This window comes from Mycobacterium sp. DL99, assembly GCF_004762045.1.
Taxonomy (GTDB): Bacteria; Actinomycetota; Actinomycetes; order Mycobacteriales; family Mycobacteriaceae; genus Mycobacterium.
In genome coordinates, this window is the sequence record NZ_SJOM01000007.1 from 1,426,871 (window position 1) to 1,439,942 (window position 13,072).

The window sequence follows — 13,072 nt, forward strand, 5'->3', positions numbered from 1 at the left end:
TACCTCGCAATGAGGTGTCTGGTCGGCGTCGCAGCCGCAGCGGCGCTGCTGACCGCGTGCGGGTCGACCGACGTACCGCCGGCTCCGGAGTCGGCTCCCGCCGGCGACGGATTTCACGGCGCGGACTGCAACGGCGTCACCGACGCTGACATCGCCGATGCCGTCGGCTCCTCGATGTTCACCAAGGCTGTGGTCAGCGATACCGGGTGTTTCTGGCAGGAGAACTCGGTCCTGGGCACTTTCGGCGCCGGGATGGGCATCTCCACCTGGTGGTACCGGGGGAGTGACATGGACACCGAGAGGACGCTGGAGACCCGGGCCGGCCGCACCCTCACCGAACTGTCCATCGACGGCAACCAAGGCTTCCGCGCGGCGGATGCGAATGTCTGCAGTATCTATGTCGCCAAGGGGCAGGATGTGATCACGTGGTCGATTCAGACGATGAACCCGGCCACGCTGCCTGATCTGTGTCAGGTCACCGAGAAACTCGCCCGGCTCAGTCAGGGCCGGATGAACTGATCTGCGCTGTCAGAGGGGCTACAGTTTCACGGCGACCCCAACGGGGGGCGTCAATCACTTCGATTCGAAGGCAGTGCGTACATGTCAGCTCGGCCGGAGCCACAGGTGGCCAGTGCCCGACGTTCCCAGTCGCGGCCGGCGCGGACCACCAAGCTCAGCCGCGATGCCATCGTCAACGCCGCGCTGACGTTCCTGGACCGCGAGGGCTGGGATGCCCTGACCATCAACGCGCTGGCCGGCCAGCTCGGCACCAAGGGCCCGTCGCTCTACAACCACGTGCAGAGCCTTGACGACCTGCGTCGCACGGTCCGGATGCGCGTGATCGACGACATCATCGAGATGCTCAACACCGTCGGGTCCGGCCGTACCCGTGACGATGCGGTGGCAGTGATGGCCAGCGCCTACCGCAGCTACGCCCACCACCATCCCGGTCGCTACTCGGCGTTCACCCGAATGCCTTTCGGCGGAGACGATCCCGAGTACTCGGCGGCCACCAGGGCCGCTGCCGGCCCGGTCATCGAAGTGCTGACCTCCTATGGGTTGGAGGGCGAGAATGCCTTCTATGCCGCACTGCAGTTTTGGTCTGCCCTGCACGGCTTCGTCCTGCTGGAAATGACGGGTGTGATGGATGACATCGACACCGATGCGGTGTTCACCGATATGCTGCGACGACTGGCCGCAGGTATGGGGCAACTGGAGTCGTAGCGTCTGACCTGGGAATAGGTCGTCGTAAGCGGGTTTGGTTCGGCGCGGCCAGCCCTGGTATTGTGGTAGATCGTGCCTGGCCGGAAGGCGCACGCTGCTGAGTGATTCGCAAGCGTGCCCGCACGCCGGGCCAATTTGCATGTCTATCACGCATCGGAATTCCACCGGTGTAGGCACGTGCGACACGCCCGGACGCGGGGTACGCGGTCGGGGGATAACAGCAGTACAGAGACTTAGAACAGCAAAAAAGAGCAGAGCAACACAGAGAAAGCCGGTACATGCCAACCATCAACCAGCTGGTCCGCAAGGGTCGCCGCGACAAGGTCGCGAAGGTCAAGACCGCGGCCCTCAAGGGCAGCCCGCAGCGCCGTGGCGTGTGCACCCGCGTCTACACCACCACCCCGAAGAAGCCGAACTCGGCGCTTCGCAAGGTCGCGCGCGTGAAGCTGACCAGCGGCGTTGAGGTCACCGCTTACATCCCCGGTGAGGGCCACAACCTGCAGGAGCACTCGATGGTGCTGGTGCGCGGTGGTCGTGTGAAGGACCTCCCCGGTGTCCGTTACAAGATCATCCGCGGATCGCTCGACACCCAGGGTGTCAAGAACCGCAAGCAGGCCCGTAGCCGCTACGGCGCCAAGAAGGAGAAGAGCTGATGCCGCGCAAGGGTCCCGCGCCGAAGCGTCCGTTGGTCAACGATCCGGTTTACGGGTCGCAGCTGGTCACCCAGCTGGTCAACAAGGTTCTGCTGGACGGCAAGAAGTCACTGGCCGAGCGCATTGTCTACGGTGCGCTGGAGCAGGCTCGCGACAAGACCGGTACTGACCCGGTCGTCACCCTCAAGCGTGCGCTCGACAACGTCAAGCCCGCTCTCGAGGTCCGCAGCCGCCGCGTCGGCGGTGCCACCTACCAGGTGCCGGTCGAGGTTCGCCCCGATCGTTCCACCACCCTGGCCCTGCGCTGGCTGGTCAGCTTCTCCAAGGCTCGTCGCGAGAAGACCATGATCGAGCGCCTCGCCAACGAGATCCTGGACGCCAGCAACGGCCTGGGTGCCGCTGTGAAGCGTCGTGAGGACACTCACAAGATGGCCGAAGCGAACCGGGCTTTCGCGCACTACCGCTGGTGATACCCGCGCCCGGCATCCAGAGTCGGGTGCCGGCCGGCGCGCAATCGAACACCTAATCAAGCAAGCGAAAGAGTTGGGAAGACTTCCGTGGCACAGGACGTGCTGACTGACCTGAACAAGGTCCGCAACATCGGCATCATGGCGCACATCGACGCCGGTAAGACGACGACGACCGAGCGCATCCTCTATTACACCGGCGTCAATTACAAGATCGGTGAAACGCACGACGGTGCCTCCACCACCGACTGGATGGAGCAGGAGCAGGAGCGTGGTATCACCATCACCTCCGCAGCCGTCACCTGCTTCTGGAACAACAACCAGATCAACATCATCGACACCCCCGGGCACGTCGACTTCACCGTTGAGGTGGAGCGCAGCCTGCGTGTGCTCGACGGTGCCGTTGCCGTCTTCGACGGCAAGGAGGGTGTTGAGCCGCAGTCTGAGCAGGTGTGGCGTCAGGCCGACAAGTACGACGTGCCGCGGATCTGCTTCGTCAACAAGATGGACAAGCTCGGCGCGGACTTCTACTTCACCGTGCAGACCATCAAGGACCGCCTCGGCGCCAAGCCGTTGGTGATCCAGCTGCCGATCGGTGCCGAGAACGACTTCGAGGGCATCATCGACCTGGTCGAGATGAACGCCAAGGTGTGGCGCGGAGAGACCAAGCTCGGTGAGAGCTACGAGACCGTCGAGATCCCCGCGGACCTGGCCGACAAGGCCGCCGAGTACCGCAGCGAGCTCATGGATACCGTCGCCGAGACCGACGAGGCGCTTCTGGAGAAGTACCTCGGCGGCGAAGAGCTGACGATCGATGAGATCAAGGGCGCGATCCGCAAGCTGACCGTGAACAGCGAGCTGTACCCGGTGCTGTGTGGCAGCGCGTTCAAGAACAAGGGTGTGCAGCCGATGCTGGACGCCGTGATCGACTACCTCCCCTCGCCGCTGGATGTCGAGTCCGTCAAGGGCCACGTCCCCGGCAAGGAGGACGAAGAGGTTCTGCGCAAGCCGTCGGTCGACGAGCCGTTCGCCGCGCTGGCATTCAAGATCGCCGTGCACCCCTTCTTCGGCAAGCTCACCTACGTCCGCGTGTACTCGGGCAAGGTCGAGTCCGGTGCGCAGGTCATCAACGCCACCAAGGGCAAGAAGGAGCGTCTGGGCAAGCTGTTCCAGATGCACGCCAACAAGGAGAACCCGGTCGAGTCGGCGTCCGCCGGTCACATCTACGCCGTGATCGGTCTGAAGGACACCACCACCGGCGATACCCTGTGCGATCCGAACCAGCAGGTCGTGCTGGAGTCGATGACCTTCCCCGATCCGGTGATCGAGGTGGCCATCGAGCCCAAGACCAAGAGTGACCAGGAGAAGCTGGGCACCGCGATCCAGAAGCTCGCCGAAGAGGATCCGACCTTCAAGGTGCACCTGGACCAGGAGACCGGCCAGACCGTCATCGGCGGTATGGGCGAGCTGCACCTGGACATCCTGGTGGACCGCATGCGTCGCGAGTTCAAGGTTGAGGCCAATGTCGGTAAGCCCCAGGTGGCCTACCGCGAGACCATCCGCCGCAAGGTGGAGAAGGTCGAGTTCACCCACAAGAAGCAGACGGGTGGATCCGGCCAGTTCGCGAAGGTGCTCATCGACCTCGAGCCGTTCAGCGGCGAGGACGGTGCCACCTACGAGTTCGAGAACAAGGTCACCGGTGGCCGCATCCCGCGTGAGTACATCCCTTCGGTGGATGCCGGTGCGCAGGACGCCATGCAGTACGGCGTGTTGGCCGGCTACCCGCTGGTGAACGTCAAGGTGACGCTGCTCGACGGCGCCTACCACGAGGTCGACTCCTCGGAAATGGCGTTCAAGGTGGCGGGTTCGCAGGTGCTGAAGAAGGCCGCGCAGGCGGCTCAGCCGGTCATCCTGGAGCCCATCATGGCTGTCGAGGTCATCACACCCGAGGACTACATGGGTGAAGTGATCGGCGACTTGAACTCCCGCCGTGGTCAGATCCAGGCCATGGAGGAGCGCAGCGGTGCGCGTGTCGTCAAGGCGCAGGTGCCGCTGTCGGAGATGTTCGGCTACGTCGGCGACCTTCGGTCGAAGACCCAGGGCCGGGCGAACTACTCCATGGTGTTCGACTCGTACGCCGAAGTTCCGGCGAACGTGTCGAAGGAGATCATCGCGAAGGCGACGGGTCAGTAAGCTCGTCGCGGCAACTGTCGCGGCTCACAACTGAACACATCAACATTGCTTTAAGTAAAAGCACCAACAAGTCCAGGAGGACACCACAGTGGCGAAGGCGAAGTTCGAGCGGACGAAGCCGCACGTCAACATCGGGACCATCGGTCACGTTGACCACGGCAAGACGACGCTTACTGCAGCAATCACCAAGGTTCTGCACGACAAGTACCCCGAGTTGAACGAGTCGCGCGCATTCGACCAGATCGACAATGCGCCGGAAGAGCGTCAGCGCGGCATCACGATCAACATCTCCCATGTGGAGTACCAGACCGAGAAGCGGCACTACGCCCACGTGGACGCCCCCGGTCACGCCGACTACATCAAGAACATGATCACCGGTGCCGCCCAGATGGACGGCGCGATCCTGGTGGTCGCCGCGACCGACGGCCCGATGCCGCAGACCCGCGAGCACGTGCTGCTGGCCCGCCAGGTGGGTGTGCCCTACATCCTGGTGGCCCTGAACAAGTCGGACGCCGTGGACGACGAGGAGCTCATCGAGCTCGTCGAGATGGAGGTCCGCGAACTGCTGGCCGCCCAGGACTTCGACGAGGACGCCCCGGTCATCCGGGTCTCCGCGCTGAAGGCGCTGGAGGGCGACCCGAAGTGGGTCAAGTCGGTTGAGGACCTGATGGACGCGGTCGACGAGTCGATCCCGGATCCGGTTCGCGAGACCGACAAGCCGTTCCTGATGCCCGTTGAGGACGTCTTCACCATCACCGGTCGTGGCACCGTGGTGACCGGTCGCGTCGAGCGTGGCGTGATCAACGTCAACGAAGAGGTCGAGATCGTCGGCATCCGCCCGACCACGACCAAGACCACCGTCACCGGTGTGGAAATGTTCCGCAAGCTGCTCGACCAGGGCCAGGCCGGCGACAACGTCGGTCTGCTGGTTCGTGGCATCAAGCGCGAGGACGTCGAGCGTGGCCAGGTTGTGGTCAAGCCCGGCACCACCACCCCGCACACCGAGTTCGAGGGCAGCGTCTACATCCTGTCCAAGGACGAGGGCGGCCGCCACACGCCGTTCTTCAACAACTACCGCCCGCAGTTCTACTTCCGTACCACGGACGTGACCGGCGTGGTTACCCTGCCCGAGGGCACCGAGATGGTGATGCCCGGTGACAACACCGACATCTCCGTCGTGCTGATCCAGCCGGTCGCCATGGACGAGGGTCTGCGTTTCGCCATCCGTGAGGGCGGTCGTACCGTCGGCGCGGGTCGCGTTACCAAGATCATCAAGTGATCTGACTTAGCACGCGAAAGCGGCGCTCACCTTCGGGTGAGCGCCGCTTTTGTTTTCCCGGCGTGTTCTTGCTGGGTCTGGTGTAACGCCTGTGGTAGCTGAGACGATCTTTATTGCATAGGCGAGCTACGGGGTTGGGGGCACGAACATGAGACAACTGCGACGGATATGGGCGCTGGCTTCAGCAGCAGTACTTGCCGCCACGGCGGTCGGATTTGCGGCGGGAGCGGCGCAGGCCAGTCCTGGATGTCCGGACCTGCACTGGATCGGTGTCGCGGGCTCGGGTGAACGTGACGACCCGACGGTCGACGCCGGCATGGGCCGGGTGGTGTACAACTCCCTGCGGGATCTGTCTCAGTGGGTGCAGCAGGACGGCCGGACCATGACCGCCGAAGCGGTGGTCTACCCCGCGGCGCCGGTACCCGCCGACGGGGATCTGCTGGGCTGGGGTGGATTCATGAGCAGTGTCGACACCGGGGTGGCGGCGCTGGGCAACCAGTACGCGGCGTTCACCCAGCAGTGCCCGTCCAGCCAGGTCGTTCTCGCCGGCTACTCGCAGGGTGCGATGGTGGTTCACCGCAATCTGGCCGCGTTGTCGGCCAGCCCGAATCTGGCCGGCGCGCTGTTGGTCGCCGACGGTGACCGGTTGCCTGCCGACACCACCGTCAACCTGGGCACGGCCACGGGATTGTCCGGAGCCGGTAAGGGCGTTGCGCAGGACTGGCCGATCCTGGCTCACGCCCCGGCCGTGCTGCCCGCGTCGGTCGGCAGTCGCACGATCAGCGTGTGCGATCGTGGCGACGCGGTCTGCGACTACGACGAGGATGCCGAACAGGTGACCGCCACGGCGATCGCCGTGCACACCAGTTACGCCCGGTCGGCCGGCGGGGGATACCGGTGGACCTGGCCGCTGTACCGGATGCTGGGCCCGTCGCCGATGCAGCAGCAGGTGGGGCCGACGGGTGGCGCGGCGGGTGGAGTCGTTCACTCCTGATCTGCGCGGTCCCGGGCGTTAATCTGATGGCGCCCGACCGACGACAGGAGCCTGTGATGTCCACATTCTGGCGGTACGTGCGCATTCAGGCCTTCGTGCTGCTGTGTGGCATCGTCGGTCCGATCTTCCTCACCATCTACTTCGTCAGCGGCGGTGATCCGATGATGAAGTGGATGTTCTGGGTGGGTCTGTTGATCACCGCGATCGATGTTCTGATCGCGCTGGGGCTCACCGCAGCCGGGACGAAATCGGCGGCGCAGAACCAGAAGCTCGAACAGGTCGGGGTGCTGGCGCTGGCCCAGGTCACCGGCATTCAGGAGACCAACACCCGCATCAACGAGCAGCCGCTGGTGAAGCTGGATCTGCAGATCTCGGGACCTGGCCTTGCGCCGTTCGCCAGTCAGGACCGCGTGCTGGCCTCGGTGTCGCGGCTGCCGATGATCACCAACCGCAAGCTGGTCGCCTTGGTTGACCCGACCACCAACGAATACCGGATCGATTGGGAGAGAAGCAGTCTGGTCAGCGGTCTGATGCCGGCGACGTTCACCATCGCCGAGGAGAACAAGACCTACGACCTGACCGGCCAGTCCGGCCCGCTGATGGAGATCTTGCAGATCCTCAAGGCGCACGGCATCGGTATCAACAACATGGTCGACCTACGGGTGAATCCCGCGGCCCGCGAACAGGTCCAGGCGGTTGTGCGGCGAGCCGCTGCGCAGCGGGCGGCGCCGTCCCCGTCGGTGGTGACTCCGGAACCGGGTACGCCGTCCGCGCCATTCATCGCACCGCCCGCGCCGTCGACCGCCCAACGTCTTCAGGAACTGGAAACGTTGCGTGCGACGGGCGCTATCAGCGAAGACGAGTACACCTCGAAGCGACAACAGATCATCGCCGATCTTTGATCTGGGCCGCGGCCGAGGTGGCGGGCACGGTATGACCTGTCCGATCATCCGAGATCCCGTTCAGTGGTAGGAGTCCAGGAACACGTTCTACTTCTGCTGTTAGCCTGTGGCCAGACTCACTGAAAGGACCCTGGGATGGCGGCAGGTAACGCAACACTGGAAGGCCGGGTGGCATTCGTCACCGGTGCTGCACGCGGCCAGGGGCGCGCGCACGCGGTGCGGTTGGCCAACGAGGGCGCCGACATCATCGCGATCGATGTGTGCCGGCCCGTCGACGACTCGATCACCTACCCGGCCGCGACATCGGAGGATCTGGCCGAGACGGTCGCGGCCGTCGAGGCCGCGGGCCGCAAGGTGCTCGCGCGCGAGGTCGACATCCGCGATCTGGCCGCCCAGCAGCAGGTGGTGGCCGACGGCGTCGAGCAGTTCGGCCGGCTCGACATCGTGGTGGCCAATGCCGGTGTGCTCAGCTGGGGACGGCTGTTCGAGATGTCGCCCGAGCAGTTCGACACCATCATCGACGTCAACCTGAACGGCACCTGGCGGACCATCCGGGCCGCGGTGCCCGCCATGATCGAGGCCGGCAACGGCGGCTCGATCATCATCGTCAGCTCCTCGGCCGGGCTCAAGGCCACGCCGGGCAACGGCCACTACTCTGCCTCGAAGCACGGGCTGGTCGCGTTGACCAACGCTCTGGCACTTGAGGTGGGGGAGTTCGGAATTCGGGTCAACTCGATCCATCCGTACTCGATCGACACTCCGATGATCGAACCGGAGGTAATGGCCGAGGTCTTTTCCAAGTACCCGAGCTATCTGCACAGTTTCGCCCCGATGCCATATCACAAGGTGACCGACGGCAAGAACGAGGGACTCGCGGCGTTCATGGCGCCCGAGGAGGTTGCCGACGTGGTGGCGTTCCTGGCCGGTGACAACTCGGCCACTCTGTCGGGCAGCCAGATCGCCGTCGACCGCGGAGTGCTCAAGTACTAGAACCCCGGCGGCTACCGGACCCAGAACAACAGGTCACGTCCACCGGCGTTGTACACCACGCCGTCCGGTGGTGGTCCCACGACATCGAAGTAGAGCTTGCCGGAAGACTGCCCCCTTTGGGCGAGCATGGCGGGTTGATGCCCTGCGGGGTGGGGATGGCGAGCATCTGGTGGGTCGACGTTGCGGCGCAGTCAGATTGAGGCCCTAGGCTGTGTCGTCGCTGACGAGGTTGAGATGCGTTGCCTCGGGGATCCGGACTGGCGGGCGGGTTAGGCGTTATCGGTATTGCGTGTGCTTCGAGAAAACGTCAGAAGCCTCGATCAACGGTGTTGTGCCGCGATGGGAATCGTATCGAGGCGTGGGGCCCGCCGGCGTTTACGGTCGAGGCAGCCCGTGTCAACCGCCGGTGAAAGTCGGCTTCTGCTTAGACAGGAATGCCGTAACGGCTGCATTGTGATCTTTGGATGCGCCGGCCCGCGCCTGTGCTGCGGCCTCTTCGGTGAGTGTTTCTTCGAGGGTGCGGGGGTATGAAGTTGCGAGAAGTCGCTTGGTTTCGGCGTAGGCCCGAGTCGGCCCGGCAGCGAGTCGGCCGGCTAGCGCGTTTGCCTCTTCGACGGCGTTGCCTGGTTCGACGAGACGGCTGACCAAACCCATGCGGTCCGCCTGCTCGCCGGTGAAAGGTTCGGCGAGCAGGATCAGCTCTTTGGCGCGCGCTTCGCCTAGTACACGGGGGAGCGAGTGTGCCAGGCCGGAGTCGCAGGTGAGGCCGATGGAGCTGAAGGCGGTGGATAGGTTGGCGTTGTGGGCCACGACTCGTAGGTCGCAGGCCAGGGCGAATCCCAGGCCCGCTCCTACGCAGACGCCTTCGATGGCCGCGATGACTGGCTTCGGCATCTGCGCCAGTGCGAGCACAATTGGTGAGTAGTGCTCTTCTACGGTGTCGAATGCGTGGGCAGGCCGGTCGGTCAGCACGGTCGCATGTTCGGCGAGATCTTGGCCTGCGCAGAAATGCCCGCCTGCGCCTGTGAGGACGACTGCTCGCACTGTGCGGTCACCGGCGAGGCGGTCGAGTTCGTCGCGAAGGGCTGTTTTGACGGTGTGGTTGAGGGCGTTTCGTCGTTGGGGCCGATTGATTGTGACGGTGGCTACCGAGTCTTGTTGGGTGGTCAGAACCGGTGCGTCGTTGTTGTTCAGCGGTGTCATCTCTGCTCCTGGATGATGGGGCGGCGAAGTGATCGGCTGCGTCCTCGGAACTCGGCGATCACGGTGTCGGTGTTTCGGACGGTCACGTCGTAGACGCCGGAGCGGCCTCGCAGCGCGATCTGTCGGGCTTCGGCGACAAGGGTGTCGCCGAGCCGACCTGACTCGAGGAAGTTGATGTCGAATCCTGCTGCTACGGTGACGATTCCGTAGCTGTTGCACGCCAAGGCGAACGCGCTGTCTGCCAGGCTGGCGATCAGGCCGCCGTGGCACAGGTCCCAGCCGTTGACCATATCGTCGCGAACCTTCATCGACACCTGGGCGGAGCCGGGTGCCACCTTGTCTATGACCATGCCCAGTGCCTTGCTGGCGTGGTCTTTGGACCACATGATCTCGGCGCTGCGCGAAGCGAGCTCCTGGGCGTCAGGGGTCACCATGTGTAGAAACCTTGACCGGTCTTGCGCCCGAGGTGTCCGGCGGCAACTTTGTCGCGCAACACCTTCGGGGGTGTGAAGCGGGGCCCGAGTTCACCGGTCAGATGTTCGGCGATCGCGAGACGTACGTCGAGGCCAACGATGTCGGTCGTCTTGAGAGGTCCGACGGGGTGGCGGTAGCCCAGTGTCATGGCGGTATCGATGTCTTCTGCCGAGGCGACCCCTTCGTCGAGCATCCGCATGGCTTCTAGTGCGATGGCCACACCCAGCCGGCTGCTGGCGAAGCCAGGGGAATCGGTCACCGTGATGGCCGTTTTGCCCAATCCGGCCACCCAGCGTTGGGCCTGCTCGACGAGTTCGGGTGTCGTCCGGCTGCCGACCACGACTTCGACCAGATCGCTGACGGGGACCGGGTTGAAGAAGTGCAGTCCGATGACCCGGCCGGGATCCGGAAGGTGTTTGGCGATCTGGTCGATGGACAGGGAACTGGTGTTGGAGCCGATCGCCGCGTGTGGGGCGACATCGGCGATCACGGTGAGGATTCGGCGTTTGAGATCGACCAGCTCCGGCACGGCTTCGATAACCAGTTCTGTGTCGGCCAGTGCCGTCGGATCGGTGACGACGGTGATGTTGCCAGTGGCGTTGACGCCCTTCTCGGCGGCCTTGGCTAGGCCCTTTTCGACGCGTTCCCGGGCCGCTTCCGCAGCGGGCTCGTCACCTTCGATGACTGTGACCTGTGCTCCGACGACGGCAAATGCGTGCGCGATACCGGCGCCCATGCGGCCGCCGCCGTAAACGCCTACCTTAGAGGGTGATTCGGTCACTTCTTCTCCTTGCGCCGTTCGAGGAACGAGGTCATTCGGTCGTGTTTGTCCGAGGTTTCGAAGAGGACGGCCTGGGCGACGTTGTCGATGAGGGGATGGGCTGCCCGAGGCGCATGGAAAACTGACTTCGTGAGCCGGACCGCCAGTGGCGCCTGACCTGTGATCCGGTCAGCAAGACGGTGTCCGGCGGCTTCGAGGTCGGCGGCGGGTACCACCTCGTTGAGCAGTCGCGCCGCGTGCGCCTCGGTTGCGGTCAGGGTCCTGCCTGCAAGGAGAATCTCTTTGGCCAGTGGTTCACCGACAAGCTCGCTGAGCCGCCACGCGGCGCCGGCGGCGGCCAGAATGCCCAGCCCGGGCTCGGGGTTGCCGATCTTGACCGTTGGTGTGCCGATACGGAAATCGCAAGCGTAGGCCAGTTCTGCGCCGCCGCCGAGGGCGTACCCGTCGAGCAGTGCGACGACCGGCATCGGCAGGCGGTGGATCCGATCGAAGATGGCGGAGTTGATGCCGGCCAGAGCATCGTCGCGGCGTCGTTCACGCAGTTGGCCGATATCGGCGCCGGCGGCGAAGGTACCGCCGGAACCGATAAGCAGTGCTACCCGTGGATAGCGTTCCAGTTGTGCACAGGCGTCGTGGAGCGCAGACACCAGGGCTTGGTCGATGGCGTTGCGCACTTCAGGCCGGTTGAGTCGCAACACCACCCGGTCATCGAGTTCTTCCACCAGAAGGGGCATTTCGCTCATGACCGCTCCAGTAGCAGCGCAGATCCTTGCCCGACGCCGACACACATGGTGGCCAGTCCGCGACGACCACCAGCGCGCTCGAGCCGGTTCAGCAACGTCACTGTGATGCGAGTGCCTGAGCATCCCAGCGGATGACCCATGGCGATCGCGCCACCGTCGCTGTTGACGAGTTCGCTGTCGAGGCCGAGGTCGCCGATGCACGCCAACGCCTGCGCAGCGAATGCTTCATTCAACTCCACTGCATCGAGATCATCGACGGTCCAGCCGGTTCGGGCGAGCACCTTGTGCGTGGCCGGAACCGGGCCGATACCCATGACGTCGGGGGCGACGCCGGCGTTGGCTGCACCGACGACCCGGGCGCGTGGCGTCAACCCGTGCCGTGCCGCATAGCTCTCGCTGACCAGGATCACTGCGGCGGCACCGTCGTTGAGCGAACTCGAGTTACCGGCGGTGATCTTTCCACCCGGCCCGTGGATCGGTTTGAGCCCTGCCAACCTCTCCAGTGTGGTGTCCGGTCGTGGACCTTCGTCGACGGCGGTCTCACCTACGGCGATCACCTCGTTGTCGAAGTGCCCGTTCTTCCAGGCATCCACAGCACGCTGGTGGGAGCGCAGCGCGAAAACATCACATTGTTCGCGGGTGAGGTTCCACCGTTCGGCGACGCGCTCAGCGGTCTGCGGCATCGTGAGCGTGGTATCGGCATCGAAGGTTGGATTGGTGAACCGCCAACCGATCGAGGTGTCGAAACTCCGGCCGGGTTTCGACCAGGCGCGGCTGGGCTTTTCAGTGACCCATGGCGCTCGGGTCATGGATTCGACGCCACCTGCGACCACTACATCGGCGTCGGCGGCGGCGATCATCTGCCGTGCCATCGCAATGGCGCTGAGCCCGGAGGCGCACAGTCGGTTGACTGTGACACCCGGTACGGAGTCCGGCAATCCGGCCAGCAGGGCGGCCATCCGCGCGACATTGCGGTTGTCCTCGCCGGCTTGGTTCGCCGCGCCAAAGATCACTTCGTCGATGTCGGAGGGATCAACCCCGCAGCGGTCGACGACCGCGCGCACTGCGGTGGCGGCCAGATCGTCCGGTCGGATCGCGGCGAGGGCGCCGCCGTAGCGGCCGATGGGCGTACGAAGACCGTCGAGGATGAATGCCTCGGGCATTGGGGT

15 protein-coding genes are annotated in these 13,072 nt (G+C 64.6%); 9 read left to right on the forward strand and 6 right to left on the reverse strand.

The window, feature by feature from the left end; translation table 11 throughout:
* The first annotated feature begins 9 nt into the window (after positions 1-9).
* The 9 genes from EYZ64_RS07120 (at position 10) to EYZ64_RS07160 (ending at position 8,702) form a co-directional block, all read left to right on the forward strand.
* The gene (locus EYZ64_RS07120) at positions 10-519 is read left to right on the forward strand and encodes a DUF3558 domain-containing protein (RefSeq protein ID WP_135452835.1); all 510 of its coding nucleotides are present in this window, start codon (positions 10-12) and stop codon (positions 517-519) included.
* 81 nt (positions 520-600) lie between these two features.
* Positions 601-1,224 carry a TetR/AcrR family transcriptional regulator gene (locus EYZ64_RS07125; protein ID WP_135452836.1) on the forward strand — a complete coding sequence of 208 codons (624 nt, stop codon included), beginning with the start codon at positions 601-603 and terminating at the stop codon, positions 1,222-1,224.
* Between the two features lie 278 nt (positions 1,225-1,502).
* Positions 1,503-1,877 carry a 30S ribosomal protein S12 gene (gene rpsL / locus EYZ64_RS07130; RefSeq protein WP_003881867.1) on the forward strand — a complete coding sequence of 125 codons (375 nt, stop codon included), beginning with the start codon at positions 1,503-1,505 and terminating at the stop codon, positions 1,875-1,877.
* Entirely contained in the window at positions 1,877-2,347 is a 471-nt protein-coding gene (gene rpsG / locus EYZ64_RS07135; protein WP_003881868.1) for a 30S ribosomal protein S7, read from the forward strand. Before rpsL ends, rpsG begins: the two co-directional genes overlap by 1 nt.
* Positions 2,348-2,434: 87 nt before the next feature.
* Entirely contained in the window at positions 2,435-4,537 is a 2,103-nt protein-coding gene (gene fusA / locus EYZ64_RS07140) for an elongation factor G (RefSeq protein WP_135452837.1), read from the forward strand.
* A gap of 88 nt (positions 4,538-4,625) precedes the next feature.
* Complete coding sequence (gene tuf, locus EYZ64_RS07145; RefSeq protein WP_135452838.1) at positions 4,626-5,816, forward strand: elongation factor Tu; 1,191 nt, start codon at positions 4,626-4,628, stop codon at positions 5,814-5,816.
* A gap of 148 nt (positions 5,817-5,964) precedes the next feature.
* Positions 5,965-6,810 (forward strand): cutinase family protein, encoded by an 846-nt coding sequence (locus EYZ64_RS07150; protein WP_167857738.1) that lies wholly within the window; start codon positions 5,965-5,967, stop codon positions 6,808-6,810.
* Positions 6,811-6,866: 56 nt separating this feature from the next.
* Positions 6,867-7,712: an SHOCT domain-containing protein gene (locus EYZ64_RS07155; protein ID WP_135452839.1), complete on the forward strand. Its 846-nt coding sequence runs from the start codon at positions 6,867-6,869 to the stop codon at positions 7,710-7,712.
* A 135-nt stretch (positions 7,713-7,847) separates the two neighbouring features.
* On the forward strand, positions 7,848-8,702 hold the full coding sequence (locus tag EYZ64_RS07160; RefSeq protein ID WP_135452840.1) for a mycofactocin-coupled SDR family oxidoreductase: 855 nt from the start codon (positions 7,848-7,850) through the stop codon (positions 8,700-8,702).
* Positions 8,703-8,713: 11 nt separating this feature from the next.
* Here the strand turns inward: EYZ64_RS07160 and EYZ64_RS07165 are convergent, their stop codons facing one another.
* The 6 genes from EYZ64_RS07165 to EYZ64_RS07190 all read right to left on the reverse strand — a co-directional run bounded on the left by EYZ64_RS07165 (position 8,714) and on the right by EYZ64_RS07190 (position 13,066).
* Positions 8,714-8,830 carry a DUF1942 domain-containing protein gene (locus tag EYZ64_RS07165; protein WP_135452841.1) on the reverse strand — a complete coding sequence of 39 codons (117 nt, stop codon included), beginning with the start codon at positions 8,828-8,830 and terminating at the stop codon, positions 8,714-8,716.
* A 268-nt stretch (positions 8,831-9,098) separates the two neighbouring features.
* A complete protein-coding gene (locus EYZ64_RS07170) occupies positions 9,099-9,905 on the reverse strand; it encodes an enoyl-CoA hydratase/isomerase family protein (RefSeq protein WP_135452842.1) in 807 nt (268 codons plus the stop codon).
* A complete protein-coding gene (paaI, locus tag EYZ64_RS07175) occupies positions 9,902-10,339 on the reverse strand; it encodes a hydroxyphenylacetyl-CoA thioesterase PaaI (RefSeq protein WP_135452843.1) in 438 nt (145 codons plus the stop codon). The genes EYZ64_RS07170 and paaI overlap by 4 nt, the downstream gene beginning before the upstream one ends.
* On the reverse strand, positions 10,333-11,160 hold the full coding sequence (locus EYZ64_RS07180; protein ID WP_286174673.1) for a 3-hydroxyacyl-CoA dehydrogenase family protein: 828 nt from the start codon (positions 11,158-11,160) through the stop codon (positions 10,333-10,335). Before EYZ64_RS07180 ends, paaI begins: the two co-directional genes overlap by 7 nt.
* Positions 11,157-11,903 carry an enoyl-CoA hydratase/isomerase family protein gene (locus tag EYZ64_RS07185; RefSeq protein ID WP_135452844.1) on the reverse strand — a complete coding sequence of 249 codons (747 nt, stop codon included), beginning with the start codon at positions 11,901-11,903 and terminating at the stop codon, positions 11,157-11,159. The genes EYZ64_RS07180 and EYZ64_RS07185 overlap by 4 nt, the downstream gene beginning before the upstream one ends.
* Positions 11,900-13,066, reverse strand: a complete 1,167-nt coding sequence (locus EYZ64_RS07190) for a thiolase family protein (protein WP_135452845.1) — start codon at positions 13,064-13,066, stop codon at positions 11,900-11,902. The genes EYZ64_RS07185 and EYZ64_RS07190 overlap by 4 nt, the downstream gene beginning before the upstream one ends.
* Positions 13,067-13,072: the final 6 nt, after the last annotated feature.

Bases quoted from the DNA above. Each gene is read 5' to 3' on its own strand.
- EYZ64_RS07120 (WP_135452835.1), top strand. From the start codon at position 10: ATGAGGTGTCTGGTCGGCGTCGCAGCCGCAGCGGCGCTGCTGACCGCG.
- EYZ64_RS07125 (WP_135452836.1), top strand. From the start codon at position 601: ATGTCAGCTCGGCCGGAGCCACAGGTGGCCAGTGCCCGACGTTCCCAG.
- rpsL (WP_003881867.1), top strand. From the start codon at position 1,503: ATGCCAACCATCAACCAGCTGGTCCGCAAGGGTCGCCGCGACAAGGTC.
- rpsG (WP_003881868.1), top strand. From the start codon at position 1,877: ATGCCGCGCAAGGGTCCCGCGCCGAAGCGTCCGTTGGTCAACGATCCG.
- EYZ64_RS07150 (WP_167857738.1), top strand. From the start codon at position 5,965: ATGAGACAACTGCGACGGATATGGGCGCTGGCTTCAGCAGCAGTACTT.
- EYZ64_RS07155 (WP_135452839.1), top strand. From the start codon at position 6,867: ATGTCCACATTCTGGCGGTACGTGCGCATTCAGGCCTTCGTGCTGCTG.
- EYZ64_RS07160 (WP_135452840.1), top strand. From the start codon at position 7,848: ATGGCGGCAGGTAACGCAACACTGGAAGGCCGGGTGGCATTCGTCACC.
- EYZ64_RS07165 (WP_135452841.1), bottom strand. From the start codon at position 8,830: ATGCTCGCCCAAAGGGGGCAGTCTTCCGGCAAGCTCTACTTCGATGTC.
- EYZ64_RS07170 (WP_135452842.1), bottom strand. From the start codon at position 9,905: ATGACACCGCTGAACAACAACGACGCACCGGTTCTGACCACCCAACAA.
- paaI (WP_135452843.1), bottom strand. From the start codon at position 10,339: ATGGTGACCCCTGACGCCCAGGAGCTCGCTTCGCGCAGCGCCGAGATC.
- EYZ64_RS07185 (WP_135452844.1), bottom strand. From the start codon at position 11,903: ATGAGCGAAATGCCCCTTCTGGTGGAAGAACTCGATGACCGGGTGGTG.
- EYZ64_RS07190 (WP_135452845.1), bottom strand. From the start codon at position 13,066: ATGCCCGAGGCATTCATCCTCGACGGTCTTCGTACGCCCATCGGCCGC.